Source organism: Roseomonas sp. CAU 1739, assembly GCF_039839775.1.
Taxonomy (GTDB): Bacteria; Pseudomonadota; Alphaproteobacteria; order Acetobacterales; family Acetobacteraceae; genus Neoroseomonas.
Map to the genome: position 1 here is coordinate 454817 of NZ_JBDOQQ010000003.1, position 19588 is coordinate 474404.

General features: G+C 68.9%; 22 protein-coding genes. 13 read left to right on the top strand and 9 right to left on the bottom strand.

The genetic code is table 11. From position 1 onward, the window contains the following. Nucleotides 1-210: 210 nt before the first annotated feature. Complete coding sequence (locus AAFN86_RS08280) at nucleotides 211-1470, bottom strand: D-amino acid dehydrogenase (RefSeq protein WP_347542815.1); 1260 nt, start codon at nucleotides 1468-1470, stop codon at nucleotides 211-213. Nucleotides 1471-1607: 137 nt separating this feature from the next. Here AAFN86_RS08280 and AAFN86_RS08285 point away from each other — a divergent pair, with 137 nt between their 5' ends. Next, entirely contained in the window at nucleotides 1608-2060 is a 453-nt protein-coding gene (locus AAFN86_RS08285; RefSeq protein WP_347542816.1) for an Lrp/AsnC family transcriptional regulator, read from the top strand. A 21-nt stretch (nucleotides 2061-2081) separates the two neighbouring features. On the opposite strand, the gene AAFN86_RS08290 is transcribed toward AAFN86_RS08285, so the two are convergent. Then, the gene (locus tag AAFN86_RS08290) at nucleotides 2082-2525 is read right to left on the bottom strand and encodes a lipocalin-like domain-containing protein (protein ID WP_347542817.1); all 444 of its coding nucleotides are present in this window, start codon (nucleotides 2523-2525) and stop codon (nucleotides 2082-2084) included. Between the two features lie 18 nt (nucleotides 2526-2543). Then, nucleotides 2544-3464 (bottom strand): dihydrodipicolinate synthase family protein, encoded by a 921-nt coding sequence (locus tag AAFN86_RS08295; protein ID WP_347542818.1) that lies wholly within the window; start codon nucleotides 3462-3464, stop codon nucleotides 2544-2546. 60 nt (nucleotides 3465-3524) lie between these two features. Between AAFN86_RS08295 and AAFN86_RS08300 the strand changes: the two genes are divergently transcribed. Genes AAFN86_RS08300 through AAFN86_RS08345 form a run of 10 tightly spaced genes read left to right on the top strand, consistent with a single transcriptional unit; the run spans nucleotide 3525 to nucleotide 13242 of the window. After that, complete coding sequence (locus AAFN86_RS08300) at nucleotides 3525-4664, top strand: PrpF domain-containing protein (protein ID WP_347542819.1); 1140 nt, start codon at nucleotides 3525-3527, stop codon at nucleotides 4662-4664. Nucleotides 4665-4723: 59 nt separating this feature from the next. Beyond that, nucleotides 4724-5707, top strand: a complete 984-nt coding sequence (locus AAFN86_RS08305; RefSeq protein ID WP_347542820.1) for a tripartite tricarboxylate transporter substrate-binding protein — start codon at nucleotides 4724-4726, stop codon at nucleotides 5705-5707. After that, nucleotides 5704-6570: an amidohydrolase family protein gene (locus AAFN86_RS08310; protein ID WP_347542821.1), complete on the top strand. Its 867-nt coding sequence runs from the start codon at nucleotides 5704-5706 to the stop codon at nucleotides 6568-6570. The genes AAFN86_RS08305 and AAFN86_RS08310 overlap by 4 nt, the downstream gene beginning before the upstream one ends. A gap of 4 nt (nucleotides 6571-6574) precedes the next feature. Further along, nucleotides 6575-7414, top strand: coding sequence for an amidohydrolase family protein (locus AAFN86_RS08315; protein WP_347542822.1), 840 nt, complete (start codon nucleotides 6575-6577; stop codon nucleotides 7412-7414). Further along, complete coding sequence (locus tag AAFN86_RS08320) at nucleotides 7411-8256, top strand: MaoC family dehydratase N-terminal domain-containing protein (RefSeq protein ID WP_347542823.1); 846 nt, start codon at nucleotides 7411-7413, stop codon at nucleotides 8254-8256. The genes AAFN86_RS08315 and AAFN86_RS08320 overlap by 4 nt, the downstream gene beginning before the upstream one ends. Next, nucleotides 8253-9458, top strand: coding sequence for a CoA transferase (locus AAFN86_RS08325; RefSeq protein ID WP_347542824.1), 1206 nt, complete (start codon nucleotides 8253-8255; stop codon nucleotides 9456-9458). The genes AAFN86_RS08320 and AAFN86_RS08325 overlap by 4 nt, the downstream gene beginning before the upstream one ends. Next, on the top strand, nucleotides 9455-10426 hold the full coding sequence (locus tag AAFN86_RS08330; RefSeq protein ID WP_347542825.1) for a tripartite tricarboxylate transporter substrate binding protein: 972 nt from the start codon (nucleotides 9455-9457) through the stop codon (nucleotides 10424-10426). Before AAFN86_RS08325 ends, AAFN86_RS08330 begins: the two co-directional genes overlap by 4 nt. Beyond that, on the top strand, nucleotides 10426-11613 hold the full coding sequence (locus AAFN86_RS08335) for a CaiB/BaiF CoA-transferase family protein (protein WP_347542826.1): 1188 nt from the start codon (nucleotides 10426-10428) through the stop codon (nucleotides 11611-11613). Before AAFN86_RS08330 ends, AAFN86_RS08335 begins: the two co-directional genes overlap by 1 nt. A 19-nt stretch (nucleotides 11614-11632) precedes the next feature. Then, complete coding sequence (locus tag AAFN86_RS08340; protein ID WP_347542827.1) at nucleotides 11633-12004, top strand: VOC family protein; 372 nt, start codon at nucleotides 11633-11635, stop codon at nucleotides 12002-12004. Between the two features lie 38 nt (nucleotides 12005-12042). Next, nucleotides 12043-13242 carry a TIGR03862 family flavoprotein gene (locus AAFN86_RS08345; protein WP_347542828.1) on the top strand — a complete coding sequence of 400 codons (1200 nt, stop codon included), beginning with the start codon at nucleotides 12043-12045 and terminating at the stop codon, nucleotides 13240-13242. Between the two features lie 164 nt (nucleotides 13243-13406). Here the strand turns inward: AAFN86_RS08345 and AAFN86_RS08350 are convergent, their stop codons facing one another. Genes AAFN86_RS08350 through AAFN86_RS08365 form a run of 4 tightly spaced genes read right to left on the bottom strand, consistent with a single transcriptional unit; the run spans nucleotide 13407 to nucleotide 17019 of the window. After that, nucleotides 13407-15008 carry an amidohydrolase gene (locus AAFN86_RS08350; protein WP_347542829.1) on the bottom strand — a complete coding sequence of 534 codons (1602 nt, stop codon included), beginning with the start codon at nucleotides 15006-15008 and terminating at the stop codon, nucleotides 13407-13409. A gap of 42 nt (nucleotides 15009-15050) precedes the next feature. After that, nucleotides 15051-15650 (bottom strand): 2-hydroxychromene-2-carboxylate isomerase, encoded by a 600-nt coding sequence (locus AAFN86_RS08355; protein WP_347542830.1) that lies wholly within the window; start codon nucleotides 15648-15650, stop codon nucleotides 15051-15053. Between the two features lie 5 nt (nucleotides 15651-15655). Then, nucleotides 15656-16285 carry a CoA-transferase gene (locus tag AAFN86_RS08360; RefSeq protein ID WP_347542831.1) on the bottom strand — a complete coding sequence of 210 codons (630 nt, stop codon included), beginning with the start codon at nucleotides 16283-16285 and terminating at the stop codon, nucleotides 15656-15658. After that, entirely contained in the window at nucleotides 16285-17019 is a 735-nt protein-coding gene (locus AAFN86_RS08365; RefSeq protein ID WP_347542832.1) for a 3-oxoacid CoA-transferase subunit A, read from the bottom strand. Before AAFN86_RS08365 ends, AAFN86_RS08360 begins: the two co-directional genes overlap by 1 nt. A 206-nt stretch (nucleotides 17020-17225) precedes the next feature. On the opposite strand from AAFN86_RS08365, the gene AAFN86_RS08370 reads away from it, so the two are divergent. Continuing rightward, nucleotides 17226-17588, top strand: coding sequence for a hypothetical protein (locus AAFN86_RS08370; protein WP_347542833.1), 363 nt, complete (start codon nucleotides 17226-17228; stop codon nucleotides 17586-17588). Then, the gene (locus AAFN86_RS08375) at nucleotides 17585-18295 is read left to right on the top strand and encodes an MlaA family lipoprotein (protein WP_347542834.1); all 711 of its coding nucleotides are present in this window, start codon (nucleotides 17585-17587) and stop codon (nucleotides 18293-18295) included. Before AAFN86_RS08370 ends, AAFN86_RS08375 begins: the two co-directional genes overlap by 4 nt. Here AAFN86_RS08375 and AAFN86_RS08380 read toward each other — a convergent pair. Beyond that, nucleotides 18276-19187: a hypothetical protein gene (locus tag AAFN86_RS08380; protein WP_347542835.1), complete on the bottom strand. Its 912-nt coding sequence runs from the start codon at nucleotides 19185-19187 to the stop codon at nucleotides 18276-18278. The two genes, AAFN86_RS08375 and AAFN86_RS08380, sit on opposite strands and share 20 nt — an antisense overlap. Further along, nucleotides 19184-19588 carry a DUF6524 family protein gene (locus AAFN86_RS08385; RefSeq protein WP_347542836.1) on the bottom strand — a complete coding sequence of 135 codons (405 nt, stop codon included), beginning with the start codon at nucleotides 19586-19588 and terminating at the stop codon, nucleotides 19184-19186. The genes AAFN86_RS08380 and AAFN86_RS08385 overlap by 4 nt, the downstream gene beginning before the upstream one ends.

A 19588-nucleotide genomic window follows, 5' to 3' on the forward strand; every position in this document is an offset into this window, starting at 1 on the left:
TCCGGGCATGGCGGCCGGAAGGCATTCTGAACGTCGGGGAGCGCGCATCCGTCGCACGCCATGAACACCCACGATCCCCGGTACCAGGTCAAGGTTTCCAAAGGCCTTAAGCCTTTGGTGGGGGTGATCCGGAGGGGGCAAAGCCCCTTCCGGTCCTACCACGGGCCTCGCGCAATTTCAGCGCCCAAAGGGCGCCGCGCCGTCCCCAAGTCACGCCGCCGCGTAGCGCTCCAGCGACAGGTCCGCCGTCTCGATCTCCGGCTTCCTGCCGGTGACCAGATCCGCCAGCACCCGGCCGGACCCGCAGGCCATGGTCCAGCCCAGCGTGCCGTGCCCGGTGTTCAGATGCATGTTGCGGAACCGCGTCGGCCCGACGACCGGCGTGCCGTCCGGCGTCATCGGCCGCAGGCCGGTCCAGAAGGACGCCTCAGCCACATCGCCGCCCTTCGGGAAAAGGTCGGTGACGGAATGCTCCAGCGTCTCCCGCCGCGGCTTGCGCAGTTGCAGGGAGAAGCCGGCGAGTTCCGCCGTGCCGCCCACGCGGATGCGGTCGCCGAGGCGCGTGATGGCGACCTTGTAGGTCTCGTCCATCACGGTGGAAACCGGCGCGCCCGCTTCCTCCTTGATGGGGATGGTCAGGGAGTAGCCCTTCACCGGATAGACCGGCACGCGCACGCCGAGCGGTGCAAGCAGCTCCGGCGTGAAACTGCCAAGCGCGATGACGTAGCTGTCGGCCGTCTCGACGCCGCTATCGGTGACCACGCCGGTGATGCGATCGCCCTCGGTGTTCAGCCCACGGATCGTCACACCGTAGCGGAACTTCACGCCGCTCGCCTCGGCCATGGCGGCCAGGCGCTGGGTAAAGATGTGGGCGTCGCCGGTCTCGTCGCCCGGCAGGCGCAGGCCGCCGACGAACTTGCCGGCGACATGCTTCAGCGCAGGTTCGGCCGCCATGCAGGCGGTGGGGTCCAGCACCTCATAAGGCACCTTGAAGGTGTCGAGCACGGCGGTGTCGTCGCCGACATGGTCGAGCTGCTTCTGCGTGCGGAACAGCTGCAGCGTGCCCATGGAGCGCCCGTCATAGGCGATGCCCGTCTCCCGCCGCAGGTCGCCCAGGCAATCGCGGGAGTATTCGGCCAGCCGCACCATGCGCGTCTTGTTGATGCGGTAGGCGGCCTCAGTGCAATTCGCCAGCATCTGCGCGAGCCAGGTGTAGAGACGGCGATCCGCACGCGGCCACATCACCAGCGGGCGATGGCGCATCATCATCCACTTCAGCGCCTTCACCGGGATGCCCGGGCCGGCCCAGGGGGCGGAATAGCCGTAGGAGAGCTGCCCGGCATTGGCGAAGGAGGTCTCCATCCCCGCCGCGGTCTGGCGTTCGAGCACCGTTACCTCATGCCCCGCGCGGGCCAGGTACCAGGCGCTGGTGACGCCGACGACGCCGCTGCCAAGGACGATGACGCGCATGGGGACACCCTCTGCCGGATGAATGCTTCGATGCGGCAATGGTGTGACGGATCGGTGTCGCAGGTGCTGCGGAAACGGCGCGGATTATGCCATATGGCTGGCTCTTGGTCGCAGATTCTGCGAAACCGTCGCAGATCATGCCAAGCCTCGATGATGCTGACCTGCGGATCCTCCGCTCCCTCCGCCAGGATGGGCGGATGACCAATGCCGCCCTGGCCGAGGCGGTGGGTCTGTCCCAATCCGCCTGCCTGCGGCGGCTGCGGCTGCTGGAACGCAGCGGCGTGATCCGCGGCTACACCGCCATCATCGACGAACCCGAGGCGCGAGAGACGGTGACGGTGATCGTGCAGATCACGCTGGACCGGCAGACGGAGGAACATTTGTCACGGTTCGAGGGCGCCGTGCGCCGCCTGCCGGAGGTGCGCGAGTGCTACCTGATGACGGGAATGTCGGACTACCTGCTGCGCGTGGAGGCGCGGGATGCGCCGGATTACGAGCGCATCCACAAGGAGCAGCTGTCGCGGCTGCCGGGGGTCGCGCGCATCCAGTCGTCCTTCTCGATCCGCCGCGTGCTCGGCCGAACGACATAGGCCTCCCGGCGTTCCCGCAGGTCAGCCGTCGCGCTGGAATACGAGCGTGTGGACGGCTTCCTGGCCGGTCAGCGGTTCAATAAATGCCGGCGTGCGCAACGTCAGCATGCTGCCTTCGAGAACGGCGTGGCGTCGTTGTTCAGAGCCGCTCCAGACCCCGTTCCACGCAGTCTCGATGCGGTGGACGACGACATCGCCATCGAGCCGCCACCTGCCGGAATAGGCAAGCATGCCGTCGTAGAGCGCGGCCTTCTCCTCGGTCGTTGGCGGCATCGCCGCCGGCAATGGCCGGTCTCGCTGGATGATCAGGGTGATCATGCGGCCGCCCGGCAGGTACACAAGCGAGCCACGCCGTGCCGGGCCACGCGCCGGCCCGGCCTGCCCGGTCGCGACGATCTGGCGGTCCCAGGAGCGCAGATTCCAGGACCCGATCAGAAGCGCCTCATGCAGCCCAGCCGGCGTCATGACAGCGGCGACCTGCCGCTATGCGGCAAGCCGCGCCTCCGCCCGCTCCAGCCGCCCCATCAGGTAGTCCACTTCGCCTGCTGTCTCCTTCGACATCTTCGGCCCCGGCGCACGCAGCGTGTCGTGCGCGATGATGCCGCGCTTCTTCAGCACATACTTGCGGATGGCGAGGCCGAGGCCCGGTTGGACCTCCGTGCGGATCAGCGGCAGATGCGTATCGAACAGATCCTGCGCCGCGTCACGCTTGCCGGCCCCCATTAGCGCGCAGACCTTCACCAGCATCTCGGGATAGGCGTAGCCGGTCATGATTCCATCCGCGCCGCGCGCCAACTCCTCCGGCAGGAACTGTCCACCGACGCCGCCCAGGATGGACACGCGCGGCATCTTGCCCTCGGCTTCGAGCTTCCGCACCGCCGTCAGCTTGTCCAAGCCCGGCCAGTCCTCGGCCTTCAGCATCACCACGCGCGGGTCCTGTGCCATGCGCGCGATCATCGCCGCCGTCATGGTGATGCCCGTCAGCTGCGGATAATCCTGCAGCACGAAGGGCGCATCCACCACGTCCACCGCCTGGGCGATATAGGACACGACGGCCTCATCGCCCTTCAGCCCCGGCGTCGGCGAGACCATGATCCCGGCCGCGCCGAGGTCCATCGATCCGCGCGCGATCGCCTTCATCTGCGCGAAGCCGGGGGCGGACGCACCCACCACGACCGGCACCCGCCCCGCCACGCGCTTCAACACCCGATCGACGAAGGTCAGGCTTTCCGTCTCGGTCAGCTTCGGGGCTTCGCCCATCACGCCGAGGATCGTCATCCCCGCCGCCCCGGCGGCAATGAACGCGTCGGTCATCCTGTCGGTGCTGGCCAGGTCGAGCGACCCGTCCGGCAGGAATGGCGTGGGGGCAATGACGAAAACGCCCTTGGCGGATCGATCGAGCATGGGCATCCCTCCCGGCTGGCAATACGGCGACAGCATAGCGCCGCATCGGGGAAACGTCACATGGACCAGGCCTTGATTCCCGCCGTCTTCCTCCGGGGCGGTTCGTCCAAGGGCGTGTTCTTCCGCGCCAAGGACCTGCCGTCCGACCGGGCCAGGCAGGATGCGATCTTCCTGTCCGTATTGGGCAGCCCGGATCCCCATGGGCGGCAGCTCGATGGCATGGGGGGCGGGACATCGTCCCTGTCCAAGGCTGCGATCATCGGGCCGCCGACACACCCGGATGCCGATGTGGACTGCACCTTCGCCCGGGTCGCGGTGGATCGGCCGTCGGTGGATTGGTCGCGCAATTGCGGCAACCTGTCCTCCGCCGTCGGCCCCTTCGCGGTGGATGAGGGGCTGGTACGCGCGAGCGATGGGGACGCGCTGGTGCGCATCCACCAGGTCAACACGAAGGGCATCATCCATGCGCGCTTCCTGGTGCGCGGCAGGCGGGCGGCGACCGAGGGCGATTTCGCCATGGCCGGCGTGTCCGGCACCGGCGCGCGCATCCGGCTGGATTTCCTGTCCCCCGGCGGCGGCGCGACGGGGTCGTTGCTGCCGACCGGCAATGCGACCGACGTGCTGGAGCATGACGGCCGCCCATACCGCGCCACCATGATCGACTCCGCCAACGCCTGCGTGTTCCTCGACGCCGCCGAACTCGGCCTGACCGGCATGGAAAGCCCCGATGCCATCGAGGCCCGACCAGCCATCATGGCGCTGCTGGACGCGCTGCGACGTGTCGCCGCAGTCCGCATGGGCCTGTGCGCCACGCCCGAGGCCGCGCCACTCGCCATCCCCAAGGTCGCGTTCGTCGCGGCGCCCGCCGAGTATCGCGCGCTTGATGGCAGGATCATCGCCGCCGGGACGCATGAAGTCGCGGTGCGCACGATCTCGATGGAACGCGCGCACCGCGCCGTGCCGCTGACCGGCGGGATGGCGCTCGGCGTCGCATGCCGGATCGAAGGATCGCTGCCGCATGCCCTGGCCGCTGCGCCCCGGGACGACGAGCTTCGGGTCGTCAACCCCTCGGGCATCCTGTCGGTGGGTGCGCAGGTGCGGCGCGCCGGCGCCGGCTGGGTGGCGGACAGCGCCGTGGTGTTTCGTTCCGCGCGACGGTTGATGCAGGGCAGCGTGGCGGTGCCGGTTCGGCTGCTTTGACGGCGTCCGCTGGCGTGCGATACCTGGTCCCGTCCAAGCAATGCCGAAGGAACGATCCGATGCTCAGTCGCCGCCAGGCGCTGGCCGCAGGTGCCGCAGTTCTCGCCGCCGGCCAGGCGCGCGCGCAGGCGGGCTGGCCCGATCGCCCGATCCGCGTCATGGTTCCCTTCGCCGCCGGCGGCAATGCCGACATCATCGGCCGCACGCTCCAGCCGCGCCTGCAGGAGAAACTCGGCCAGCCAGTGGTGGTGGAAAACCGCCCCGGTGCCGGCGGCAGCATCGGCGCGGAGGCCGTCGCCCGCGCGCGGCCCGATGGCTACACGCTGCTGATCGGATCGAACGGGCCGCTATCCGTCAACCCGGTGGTACAGGCGCGCCTGCCCTATGACGCGGCGAAGGATTTCGCACCGATCGGCATGGCGATGCAGGTGCCGCATTGCCTGGCGATCCAGCCCGCGGCGCCCTACCGGACCGTCGCCGATGTCGTTGCTGCATCGCGCGCCGCCGGCGGCGAAGGGATCGGCATCGGCACTGCGGGCGTGGCGAGCGCGACGCATCTCTCGCTCGAATCCTTCAAGGCGGCGACGGGCGCGCGACTGCTGCACATTCCCTATCGCGGTGGCGGCGCAGCGGTGCCGGACTTCCTCGCCGGCAACCTGCCGATGCTGTTCACCGAATTGTCGACCGCACTGCCGCTGCATCGCGACGGCAAGGCGCGCATCATTGCCATCGCCTCCGCCACGCGCCTGCTGGCGCTGCCGGATGTGCCGACCATGATCGAACAGGGCGTCGCGGATTTCACGGCAGGGTCCTATGTCGGGCTGCTGGCGACGGCGGGCACGCCGCCCGAGGCCATGCGCGCGCTGGGCGCGGCGATGGCGGCGATCGTCGCCGAGCCGGACTTCCGCAGCCGCATGCAGGCCCTGGGTGGCGAGGCCGCGACCACCGCGCTCGCCACGCCGGAGGGATTCGCGACCTACATCGCGGCGGATCTCGAGAAGTCGCGCATCGCCGTTCGCGCCGCGGACATCAAGCCGGAATGAGCGCATCCGATGACCGGCTGCGCGAGACGCCGCCCGGCGCCACCGACTGCCACTGCCACATCTTCGGCCCGGCGGCGCGGTTCCCCTATGCCGAGCCGCGGTCCTATACGCCGGAGGACGAGACGCTCGAGGACTACCTCGCGCTGCTCGACCGGCTCGGGCTGGACCGCGGCGTCATCGTGCAGCCCTCGGCCTATGACCGCGACAATGCCTGCACTCTCGATGCGCTGAGGCGCGCGCCCGACCAGCTGCGCGGCGTCGCCGTTGTGGGGGCCGAGGCCACGGCGGACACGCTGCGTGCGATGCATCGCGACGGCATCCGCGGTCTGCGGGCGAATGAATACCGGCGCGATGGTGCCGCCGCTTATCACGGCGGCGTCCGGCTTGCGGAGATCGAGCCGTTCTTCCCGGTGATGGCCGAACTCGGCTGGCATCTGCAATTGTGGATCGACGCGCGTCACCTGCCGGATCTGGAACCGCGCCTCGCGAAAGTGCCGGTGCCGATCGTCGTCGATCACATGGGGCGGCTGCACCACAGCCACGGCACGCACGACCCCGGCTTCCAGGCGCTGGTGCGCGGCGTCGGCACCGGTCGCTACATGGCCAAGCTGTCGGGCACCTATCGCCTTGGCGCGGTGAAGCCGGACTACCTTGACGCCAAGCCTTTCCACGATGCGCTGGTCGCCGCCAACCCGGATGCGCTGGTGTGGGGCACGGACTGGCCGCATCCGCGCCCGGATGGCGGCAGGCCGGATGCGGCGCGGCTGCTGCGCGTCTTCCTCGACTGGACGACCGATCCCGTGCTGCGCCGGAAGATCCTGACGGATACGCCGGCGCGCCTGTACGATTTCCCGGCGGTGTGAGGCCATGGCTTCCGAACGACGTCCGAATTTCACGCTGCCACCCGGCACCTGCGACACGCATGTGCATATCTGGGGGCCATTCGACCGCTATCCCGTCGCCCGCGGCGCGCCCTACACGCCGCCCGAACGCAACCGGGATGATCTGGTGGCGCTGCATGCACGGCTGGGCGTGCAGCGCGCGGTGATCGTGCAGACCTCCGTCTACAAGGCCGACAACCGGGCCATGCTGGATGGCATCGCGGCGAGCAACGGCGCCTGGCGCGGCGTGGCGCTGGTGGATGAGAGTTTCGGCGACGCGGAATACAGGGCGCTGCACGATGGCGGCGTGCGCGGCGTGCGCTTCGGCTTCGTGAAGCACCTTGGCGGCATCCCGGATCTCGACCTGGTGCGGCGCACGGCGGACCGCATCGCGGAGATGGGTTGGCACCTGGTGCTGCATCTGGATGCCGCGAACATCCCGGAATTCGAGGCGCTGTTCCGCTCCTTCCGCCTGCCCGTGGTGGTCGACCATATGGGCAGGCCGCCGGCGCAGGACGGGCTGGACCAGCCGCCCTTCCGCATCCTGCTCGACCTGCTGAAGACACCGAACTGGTGGGTGAAGGTGTCGGGGTCCGAGCGCATCTCCGCGCAGGGGCCGCCCTTCCACGATGCCATCCCCTTCGCGCGCAGGCTGATCGAGGTCGCCCCCGACCGCACGCTGTGGGGCACCGACTGGCCGCACCCCAATGTGCGCTGGGAACCGGATGAGGCCGATCTGGTGGACCTGCTGCCGCAATTCGGCGACGAGGCCGCGCTGCGGCGCGTGCTGGTGCACAACCCTGCCCGGCTCTACGGATTCCCATGACCGACGCCCTGCAATCCTGGATCGGCCGCACGCGGCGCGTGGCCGATGAGATGGCGACCCCGCTGGTGCGCCGCATGGCGGCATTGACCGACCGTGGCGACGTGGCACTCGACCGCGGCGCACCGGTGCCCAACCACTGGCTGTCGATCCTGTTCGACGACGCGGCGCCGCAATCGCAACTCGGCCCGGACGGGCATCCCGCGAAGGGGGATTTCCTGCCCCCCGTACCCCTGCCCCGCCGCATGCTGGGCGGGCGGCGGGTGACCTATCATGCCGCACCGCGCGTGGGCGACACGCTGGAACGCGAGACGGCGATCGCGTCCATCACGCCCAAGGTCGGGCGTTCCGGCGCGATGATCTTCGTCATGCTACGGCACAGCATCACCGGCCCGAATGGGCTGGTGGCGGTGGAGGAACAGGACACCGTCTATCTGGAAGCCAAGCGCAATGCGCCGGCCCCGGTCGAGAAGCCCGTGGCGGTCCCGAACGCCGCCTGGCGGGACCCGTGGAAGCCGGACCCGGTGGTGCTGTTCCGCTTCTCGGCGCTGGCCTTCAACGGCCACCGGATCCACTACGACGCGGATTATGCGCGCGACGTGGAGGGCTATCCGGCGCTGGTGGTCAATGGCAGCGTCAGCACGCTGTTCCTGTTCGAGGCGCTGCTGCGCCGCACGCCGGGCCAGCAGATCCGGTCCTATGAGGCGCGCACCATGCAGCCGGTATTCTGCGATCGTCCCGCCTTCCTGTGTGGCGAGGCGCCCGATGCCGAAGGCCGCCAGGCGCTGTGGGTCGAGACGCAGGATGGTGCAATGGCCATCCGCATCCAGACGAGGACCGCATGAGCGGCCCGCTCGATGGCATTCGCGTGCTGGACCTGTCCGCCGTCGTGGTCGGGCCGATCTGCACGCATGTCCTGTGCGAACACGGCGCGGAGGTCATCAAGATCGAAGCGCCGCCAACCGGCGACCTGCTGCGCTCGCTGGCGGGCAAGGGGCGATCGGCGGGCATGAACGGCAAGTTCATGAACTTCAACCGCGGCAAGAAGTCGATCGCCATCGACCTGAAGAAGCCCGCCGGAATCGCTGCGCTGAAGCGACTGGCCGCGACCATGGATGTGTTCGTGACAAACATCCGCCCGGATGCGCAGGCGCGGCTCGGTGTCGATGCCGCGACCCTGCGCGCGGCGGTGCCGCGGCTGATCCATTGCTCGATCACCGGCTTCGGCACGGGCGGACCCTATGCCGGCCGCCCGGCCTACGACACTGTCATCCAGGGCGTGTCCGGCGTTGCCGGCACCTTCGAGGCCTCCACCGGTTCGCCGCGCTACGTTCCGTTCCTCGTGGCCGACCATACCGTCGGGCTGATCGCGGCGCAGATGATCGGCTTCGCGCTTTACCGGCGCGAGAAGACCGGCGTGGGCGAAGCCATCGAAGTGCCGATGTTCGAGAACATGGCGGCCTACATCATGCAGGAACATCTCGGCGCGGCGTCCTTCCGCCCCGCGCTCGGGCCGCCCGGCGACCATCGCGTGCTGAGCCCGGATGGCAAGCCGCTGCCGACCAAGGACGGCTTCATCTGCATTTCGGCCAACACCGACGCGCAGGCGCATGCCTTCTTCGAAGCAATCGGCCGGCCGGAACTCAAGACCGATCCGCGCTTCGCCAAGGTGGCGCAGCGCGTGCAGCACACCAAGGAATACTTCCACATCCGCGCCACCTCGCTCGGCGCCAAGACATCCGCGGAATGGCTTGAGATCTTCGACCGCGCGGATGTGCCGGCCTCCCCCTACAACACCATCGGCTCATTGATCGAAGACCCACATCTGCGCGCAGTCGGCATGGTTCGGGAGGAGGAACACCCGACCGAGGGCGCGACTTGGGCGATCGGCGCGCCGAACCGCTTTTCCGGCGGCGTGGCACCACCACGCCCGCCCGCCCCGCGCCTGGGTGCCGATGGCGCGGCGGTGCTGGCCGCGGCCGGCCTGGCACCGGATGAGATAGACACGCTGCGCGCGGACGGCGTGCTGATCGAGGAAACGCCATGACCCGTTTCACCCGCCGCGCGGCCATTGCCGGCACCACCCTCGCCCCCTTCGCCATCGCCCGCGCTCAGGCGCCCTGGCCCGAACGTCCCGTGCGGCTGGTGGTGCCCTTCACCCCGGGCGGATCGACCGACATCCTCGCCCGTGCGATGGGCCAGCGCCTCGGCGAAATCTTCAACCAGCCCTTCATCATCGACAATCGCCCCGGCGCCGGCGGCACGCTGGGGTCCGAGCAGGTGTTCCGCTCGGCGCCCGACGGCAACACGCTGATGATGGGCCATATCGGCACGCTGGCGGCGAACCCCGCGCTGTACCGCAACCTGTCCTTCGACATCGGCGCCTTCGTGCCCGTCGCGCTGGTGGCGAATGTGGCGAACTTCCTGGTGGTGACGAACCGGCTGGAGGCGACCGACGTGCCCTCGCTGGTGGCACTCGCCAAGCGCCAGCCGGGCATCCTCACCTATGGCAGCGGGGGCAATGGCAGTGCGGCGCATATCTCCATGGTCGCCTTCATGGAGGCCACGGGCACCGACATGACCCATGTGCCCTATCGCGGCACCGGGCCGATGATGACGGACCTGATCTCGGGGACCATCCAGTTGACGATGACGGGTGGCCCGCCGGCATTGCCACCGGTGCGCGCGGGGCAGATGCGGGCACTTGGCATCTCCTCGCTGGAACGGCTACCGAGTGCGCCGGACATCCCGACCATCGCATCCCAGGGCGTGGCCGGCTTCAACGCCCTTCAATGGTACGGCATCGTCGCCCCGCCGAGCACGCCCGCACCGCTCGTGGCGCGGCTGAACGAGGCCTGCAACCGCATCCTCGGCGAGCCGGCCTTCGCGGCGCGGCTGGAAACCGAGGGCGCCGTCGCCCAGCCCATGACCCCCGCGGAATTCGGCGCCTACATCGTGCGCGAGCGCGAATTCTGGGGCACGCTGATCCGCCGCAACAATGTGAGCCTCGGCTGATGACCCGCCCCTTCGAAGGCATCCGCATCATCGATGCGACGCATGTGCTGGCCGGCCCTTTCGCGGCGTATCAACTCGCGCTGCTCGGCGCCGAGGTGATCAAGGTCGAGCATCCCGACGATCCGGACCAGAGCCGAGGCTCCGGGCCGGACTGGGACCTCAACCGCGCCGGCATGGGCACCTATTTCCTCACCCAGGGATCGAACAAGCGGTCCCTGACACTCGACCTGAAGCAGGCGGAGGCGCGCGAGGTCTTCCGCCGCCTGATCGCGCAGGCCGATGTGCTGGTGGAGAACTACCGGCCCGGCGCCTTCGATACCCTCGGCCTCGGCTATGAGGTGCTGTCGGCGATCAACCCGCGGCTGATCTACTGCTCGATCTCCGCCTTCGGGCAGGACGGGCCGCGCGGCGGGCAGACCGCCTATGACCATGTGATCCAGGCGACATCGGGCATCATGGCCTGCACCGGCACGCCCGAGGTCAGCCCGGTCAAGCTCGGCGCGCCGGCGATCGACTACGCGACCGGCACCATGGGCGCCTTCGCATTGTCTGCCGCACTGTTCCAACGCGAACGCACCGGCCGTGGCCAGCGCGTCGACCTCGCCATGCTGGATGTGGCGATGATGATGATGGCATCCCACGTCACCGCGCATTCGCGCACGGGCAAGGCGGCCAGGCCGCGCGGCAACGAACACGAATACGCGACCAATTCCGCCTATGCGACGAAGGACGGGATGGTGATGCTCGGCGCATCCAACCTGCGCCAGCAGAAGCGGCTGTGGGCAGCACTCGGCCGGCCGGAGATGGCCAAGGCGCGCAATGAGGAGCGCGTCGCCCAGCGCGCCGAGGAAGCCGCCGCCCTGCGCGAGATCATGCTGACCCGCAGCGCCGATGAGTGGGAGGCGTATCTGCAGTCCCGACACGTCCCGGCGGCCCGGGTGCGGCGGATGGATGAGGCGCTGTCCGACCCGCACCTGGCCGCGCGCGGCCTGACGCATCGCTTCGAGGATGCGGCCGGCGTGGCCGGTCCCTTCGCCGTGCCCGTCGCGGCCTTCGGCTTTGCCCATGGGGGGCCGCGCATCGATACGCCGCCGCGCGAACTCGGCGCCGACACCGATGCCATCCTCGCCGAACTCGGCTACGACGACGCGGCGCGCGCGGCGCTGCGCGACAGCCGCGCCATCTGACCAAGCCGGGAGACACCGCATGGCCTTCACCTTCGACCATATCCATCTGCGCAGCCCCGACATCGAGGCCACCGCGGCCTTCTACGAGCGCGTCTTCGGCGTCGAATTGAAGCGCAGCCCGCAGCGCATCGACTTCAACCTCGGCGGGCAGCCGATCTTCGTCTCGCCGATCACCGAGCCGACCACCGGCGATGCACCGACAGCGCCCTATCGTGGGCTGGAACATATCGGCCTGGCGGTGACCGGCATCGATGCGGTGGTGGCGGACCTCAAGGCGAAGGGCGTCACCTTCACCATGGAGCCCAACACGATCCGCCCCGGCGTGCGCATCGCCTTCCTGCGTGGGCCAGAGAACATCTCGATCGAATTACTTGAGCGGAGCGCCGCCTGAGCGCGTCCGACAACGGCAGCGCCGAAGGGCGCGGAGATGTGAATCGCCAGGGCGTCGCGATCATCGGCGCCGGCCCCGCAGGGCTGATGGCCGCGGAGGCGGCGGCCGGATCAGGTGCCGCCGTTACCGTGTTCGACCACATGCCATCGCCGGGGCGCAAATTGCTGATCGCCGGCCGCGGCGGGCTAAACCTCACGCATTCCGAAGCGCTGGAGCGATTCCTCGACCGCTACGGCGCGGCGCGGGTGTCGCTCGAACCGTTCATCCGCGCCTTCCCGCCGGAGGCGCTGATCGCCTGGTGCGAAGGTCTTGGCCAGGCAACCTTCGTCGGTTCCTCGGGACGGGTGTTCCCCAAGGCGATGAAGGCGTCCCCGCTGCTGCGCGCCTGGTTGGCGCGGCTCGCCGGGATGGGTGTCACGCTGCTCACGCGCCATCGCTGGACGGGATTCGCCGAGGACGGCGCACTGCGTTTCGACACGCCCGATGGCACGCGGCTGGAATGGCCGCGCGCGACGGTGCTCGCGCTGGGTGGGGCATCATGGCCGCGGCTCGGTTCGGATGGCGGCTGGGCGTCGTTGCTGGCTGGTTGCGCGATGGTGCCGCTGCGTCCGTCGAACATGGGCTTCGAAGTAAGCTGGTCCGACCATCTACGTGCGCGCTTCGCGGGCACGCCGCTGAAGCGGATCGCGCTGACATTCGGTGGCGCCACGATCCGTGGCGAGGCGGTTCTGGCGGAACGCGGCATCGAGGGCGGGGCCGTCTATGCGCTATCCGCGCCGCTGCGCGATGCCATCGCGGCGCAGGGCAGCGCGACGCTGCGGATCGACCTTCGGCCGGACGTGACGCAGGGGGAACTGGCCCACAGGCTTGGTGCGCGACCGGGCGCGGTCTCGCTGTCGAACCACCTGCGGCGGGCGGGTGGCCTCTCGCCGGTTGCCATCGCATTGGTGCAGGAGGCCCTGCGTGCCGGCGCGACGCGCGATGACCTTGCGACCCTGGTCAAGGCGCTGCCGGTCACGTTGACCGCCCCTTTCCCCATCGCGCGCGCGATTTCCTCGGCGGGCGGGCTGGCCTGGAGCGAAGTGGACAACCGGCTGATGCTGCGGCGGCATCCCGGCATCTTCGCCTGTGGCGAGATGCTGGATTGGGAAGCGCCGACCGGAGGCTACCTGTTACAGGGCTGTTTCGCGACAGGTCGCGCGGCAGGGCATGGCGCGGCGGCCTACGCGGCGGGTTGAAGGGGCTTACGTTCGCTTGTGCTCGCGCAAGCCGCTCCAGCCTTGTGTTTGAGTGAGCATCTTCACGCGCCTGACTGCTTCCGGCCAGGCGCGGTCTTCCCTGGAGCAGATCCCGATCGGGTGGAATCGCCTGATCGGGTGAAGATGAAAAAAAAAGCGAAAGGCTAGAGTTGCTCGCCCGCACCGATTCCCGCGAAGGGCGTCGGCACGCACCATTCATCGCCGCGCGCGGTGCTGACATATTCCGGCCAGCGCAGATCGACGGGTGGGACGAAGTCCTTGTCGAGCAAGGGCGGCGCCCAGCGCGACCCGCCGACGCCACCGCCCGTGCGCTCCCGCCATTCCGTCTGCGCGGCGTCCAGCAGGCCAGGCTTGGCCGCGAGGTCCACCAGCGTCAGCGCCATGGTCTTGGCCGCGACGAACATGCCCGGGTCGATCGCCGCCGGCAGTCCGCCCAGCGCATTGTACGACCACGTCGGATAATCGAAATCCGCATCCGGCACACGCAGGCGCGGGCGCGCGGTCAGCAGCCGCACCGTCGGGCAATGCCAGCAGAATTCGACATAGTCGTCGGCCGACAGGTGCATCTGCCAGGGCGGCAGGAAGTGGCGCATCCCGGCTTCGAATTCCGCGGGCGTGGATAATTTCGTATTGGCCGCCGCGAAGGGATCGTCCATGGGCGCCAGGCCCAGTCCCGACTGGATCTCCCGCGCGAAGGCCTTCGCTGCATCGCCATAGACCGGCGGACCGACCTCCTGCAGGTTTGCCCAGGTCGCATCCGTCAGCACGGTATTGGCCAGGCCGACGCGCGTCTTGGTCACCCAGCGCCAATGCGCCGTGCAGGCGGTCGCGGCCGCCGCCGATCGCGCATTGGCCATCAGCACATTGGCGATCTGCTGCGCCATCGGCAGCGACGGCGTGCGCCAGGAGAACTGGATCTGTGTGAAGCGCGGCGCGAGGTTGTCGGAGGTCGCATCCCCGCCATGCATGATGAATTCATTCAGCGTCCACGCACCAGCGTGGGGGAACATCGCCTCCTTGGTGTATTTCGTCGTGGTGTACATCAGGCACAGCGCGTCGGTCGCACCGGGCGCGCGGGCGGCGGCGTGGCCGACATCGCGGATCGGCAGCAGCGACTTGTCGATCCAGGATTCCGGATTGTCGCAGGTGAAGGTGACGATGCAGGACCAATAGGCGCCGAACTGCGTCTCCGCCGTCACCGTGTTCTGCATGTGCGGATGATAGACGACCGCCGCATCCAGCCCGTCGTAATACCCCTTCGCCGCATGGACGGGCTTCGACCCGCAGACCTTCTCCGCCGGTTCGCCGAACAGCACCAGGCGGCCCGGCGTGCCGGAGGATTCCAACGCCGCCTTGGCAGCCAGGATGGAGGTCAGCGCCGCCGTGCCGAGCGAGGAATGCGGATCCGTGTGCCCCGCCGCATAGGGGTGCATCCCCGGGCGCGGTTCCCGCCGCGGCACCACCGCCTGGCAGTTGCCCGGCACCGCATCGTATTCGGAGAAGGAGGCGAGCAGCGGCCCACCCTTGCCCCAGCGGGCGCAGAAGGCGGTCGGCATGTCGCCGGACCCGGCCTCGACCTCGAAGCCCTCGGCGCGGAGCAGGTCCACATAGGCCGCGGCGGATTTGTATTCGCGCCAGGCGGGTTCGGCGAAGTTCCAGATGCGCTCGTTGAAGGCGGACATCCGCCCTTCATTGGCGGTGATCCAGTCGAGCGCGGTACGGCGCAGGGCGGGAAGGTCGGTCATGCGGGGCCCCCGGTGGTTGGCCCCGGCATGATGCGACGGGTGTTACCCCCGCGCCAGACGCCTGGCCACGAAGTCGAGCCTGTCCTGGCCCCAGAAGATGTCGTCGCCGATCACATAGCAAGGCGCGCCGAACACGCCGCGTTCGAGTGCCGCGGCGGTATCCGCCGCCCGGCGATCCGCCCAGCGCGGATCGGAGCCGAGCGCCACGACCGTGTCCGCGTCCAGCCCCACGTCGCGGATCAGCGAGGCGAGAGTCGCCGGATCGGCGGGGTTCTGCTCCTCCTCCCACAGCGCCTTCAGCACGCGATGCGCCAGGGCGATGGCCGGCGCGTCGCCTATCGTCTCGCGCACCGCGATGACGCAGGACGCGGCGGGCAATTCATTGTGCGGAAAATGCTTCGGATGGGTGGTGATCGGGATGCCCAGCGCGTCCCGCCACCGTGCCAGCTCCTGCAACCGATACGCCTGGCGCTGGGGCGAGCGCTTGGGCAGCGGCAGCCCGCCGGACCCCGCGAATATCGTGCCGAAATCCACCGGGAAGATGCGCAGCGTAGCACCGTGCTGGGCCGCCAGTGCCTCGATCCGCGCCGCACCCAGATGCGTCCAGGGGGAGTTCAGCGAGGCATAGTAGTCGATATGCATCGATGTCATTCCTTGACCGGGGCCGCCGTGGCGGCGCGCACTTCGTCGATCGACACGCCGGGTGCCAGGTCGCGCACGATGAAGGCGTCGCCGCCGGGCGCGAACAGGCCGAGATCGGTCGCCACCAGCTTGACCACGCCCCGCGCCGTGACGGGCAGCGAACAGGTGGCGAGCAGGCGCGGCGAACCGTCCCGCGTGCGATGCTCCATCATCAGGAACACGTTCTTCGCACAGGCCGCGAGGTCCATCGCGCCACCGATCACGCCACCCTTGGACCCCTTGGTCTTCCAGTTGGCGAAATCGCCATTGGCCGCGGCCTCGTAGCTGCCGAGCACGGTCACATCGATGCGGCCGCTGCGGATCAGCGCAAAACTGTCCGCGTGATCGACGATGGATGCCCCCGGCGGCAGCGTGACGTAGCGGCGGCTGGCATCCACCAGGTGGATGTCTTCCTGGCCCTCGGGCGCCACCGGGCCGAAGCCGATGACGCCATTCTCGGCATGGAAGAACACCGCACGGTCACCGAGCGGCACATCCGTGATCAGCGTCGGCATGCCGACGCCGAGGTTCACGATCCAGCCATCCTGGAACTCGCGCGCCAAGCGGTCGGCGATCTGGGTGCGGGACCAGGGCATCAGCGGGATTCCTTCAGCGTCGGCCAGATCGCATCGGGCGCGGGCGGGATGTGAACCAGGCGATGCACGATGATGCCCGGTGTATGGACGTCGTCGGGGTCGATCGCGCCGGCGGGCAGGATGGGTTCCTCGACCTCGACGATCACCAGCTTGGACGCCATCGCCATGATTGGCCCGAAATTGCGCTGGGCGCGGCGGAAGCGGAGGTTGCCGGCCTCATCCGCCTGGTAGCAGCGCAGCAGCGCGACATCGCAGGGCAGCGCAAATTCCAGCAGGTATTCGCGCCCGTTGATCACGCGCGTCTCGCGGCCCTCGGCGAGTTCGGTACCCACCGCGGTCGGCGTGTAGAAGGCGGGAATGCCGGCGCCGGCGGCGCGTAGGCGCTCGGCCAGCGTGCCCTGCGGCACCGTCTCGGCATCCACTTCGCCACGTTCGTAATAAGGCGTGAAAGGCAGCACATCCGACGCGCGCGGCGCGGCGGTGAAGGAACAGATCACCTTCGCGACCTGCCCGTTCTCCACCAGCATGCCGATATCCGGATTGCGCGGCTTGCGCGGTCCACCCGTGGTGTTGCCGACGCAGACCAGCCGCTTGGCACCCTGCCGGAGCAGGGCGGCCGTCAGGTTGAATGGCGAACCCGGCAGGGCGAACCCGCCGAAGGCAATGGTCGATCCATCCTGAATGCCCGCCACCGCCTCATCGAAATTCGCCACGACCTTGCTGCGCCGCGCCATCGCCACGTTCCCCTGCCCGTTATGGCCATGGTCGGGCGGCTTCCGGGCGCTGTCCAGGGGGGGCCGCTTCGGGCTGGCCCGCGCGCGTAAACATCTGGTAAAGGAATTACTGCCAGAATGGCCACGGGGTCGCGCATCGGCGGCGCCCCTTATCCGCATCGCGGGAGTGGTCTTGCATGGCAGGCGGTGGGGCAGATCGGCCCCTCATGCGCATCCGTGGGATCGGCGGCTGCATCAGCGTGTATCAGGACCGCGTTGTCCTGCAGCGCCGAGGGCTGTTCTTCACCCTGATCAACTTGGCCTTCCATCTCGAACGGGAGATGGAAAGCGAGATCGTGCTGCGCCAGCTGACCGCCGTGCATTTCGTGCGTTCCCTGCTGTTCGTGCAATTCCTGCGCTTCTCCTACGCGGGCTGCCCGAACCCCAGCGGCCACTACCTCCGCGATGCCTTTGCCGAGAATGCCTTCATGCTCAGCTTCTTTGACAACCGGCGCCTGGTGAAGGTGCTGCATTGCGTATCCGAGGCCGCGCTGCGGTCCGGCGCCAGGCTGACGACCGCCAACGCATGACCCTGATCCAGCGGTTGCTGGCGGCGGCGCTGCTTTGCGCGCCAATGCCGGCGCTTGCGCAGGAGGATGCCTCCTGGCTGGACCGGTTCAACCGGGCCATGTTCAGCATCAACAACGATTTCGAGGAAGCCGCGGCCGCATTGATCGATGCGGTCCCCGATTACCTGCGCCTGCCGGACGCGGTGCAGGCCGGTCTGCTCAACATCGTGCAGACCACGGTGAACGAACCGGTCAGCGCCGTCGGCCACGCCATCACCGGCCGCTACGACCTCGCCGGGCGCCAGATGCGCCGGGTCGCGACCAACCTGCTCGCCGGCTATGGTGGCTATGTCGATCGCGCGACGGAATACGGCATCGACGTTCCGATGATCGATATCGGAGTGGCGCTGTGCGTGCGCGGCGTTGCATCCGGGCCGTATTTCGTGCTGCCGCTCATCGGGCCGCGCACGGCCCGCGACGGGGCTGCCGACATGGTCGCCTCCAATGCCTACATCTATCTGTTGACCGTGCCGTTCGTCGGCGCCATTCCCTCGATCGGCACCCTGATCATCATCGAAGTGGTAAGCGAATTCGCGGCGCTGGCCATGGCGCGCGGCTTCGACCCACCGCCACCGCCTGGCACGGCGTTCGAGGCCGCGCGCGACGCCTACATCGAACACCGCACCCGGCTATGCGAAGCGGCGCGCACTAGGCCAGGTGACGGTTGAACCAGCCTTGCGTGCGGAACGGCCAAAAGCCCTCCGCCCGCGGTTCGAGCCCGGCGCCAAACGCGATGCGCACGGTGCGCACACGCGCATCCTGTTCACGCAACGCGCCGCCCGACAGGCGGCGATAGAGCTGTGCGCCGGCCGTCACGTCGGCGCTGCCGATGCGCCCACGCTTGTCGGCGCGGGTCGAGAGGTAGGCAGCGACGTCGCGTTCGGCCGCCGCGCCACCAGGGCCGCCATGGCGGGCGCGGATCTGCCGCGCCTCCTCGGCGGTCAGGCCGTGCTCGCGGACGCCGGTCGCGAGCAAGGCGCGTTCCTGCGCCGGATCGGGCTGCGCGCCATGGGCGGTGCGCAGCCGCACGAGTTCCGCGAACGCCTTGGGATTGCGCTGCGCGGCCAGCGGTGCCTCGACCGCCTCGGCCCGCAGGCCTTGCGGCGCGCAATGCTGGCAGGGCAGCACCTGCACCGCACCGTCCAGGTCCATCAGTGTGATCTCCACCTCCATGTCGGGGTGGCGGCGGCGCACCTCGGCGGCGGCGCGGTTCAGCAGGTCGGCATGGACAGCCAGTTCATCCGCCGGGTTGGCCGACAGCTTGCGCCCGGCCCAGGCGTTCACCGCACCGCAGTCGCGATGATTGAGGAAGGTCACGCGGCGGACGCCATGCAACTGGCGCGACGCGGCCAGATTGTCCCACAGCGCCGTGCTCCAGGCCGGCTGGGCTGGGTTGACCGCGGCAAGGGCAGCGCCGGCGATGCGCATCTCGCTGTAGCGCCCGGCGCGGCCGAGCGCGCGCAGCAATTGCGCCGGTTCCTCGACAAAGCGCGGATCGATGCATGAGACGACGAAGGTATCGGCGACGCTGGGCGTCGCTGGGCTCTGCTGGATCGTCACTTCAGGATCTCGACATGGGTGATGCCTGCCAGGCGATGATGAAGCAGCGACCAGCACAGGCCGGCCGCATAGACCAGGCTGAGCACGCCGAGCGGCATGATCGCGAGGCCTTCGAGGCTCAGGCTGTTCAGGTCGGTCAACTGGGCGACGGTCACCCAGGCGCAGAGCACGGCAATCGTCACCAGTGCCACGCCCTTCCTGCCCAATGCGCCGAACAGGGTCCCGAGGATGGCGGCATGGACCATCAGCAGCAGCAGCCCGACGGTGAGCTTTGGCCAGAAATGGCCGTGCCCGTCCCACAGCCAATGCCAGTAGGACCGGCCACTCGGGTTGTAGACCGCGAAGACCACGAACAGGCTGAACAGCACGCGAGCCAGCCCGGCCTTCCAGTCGAAATGCAC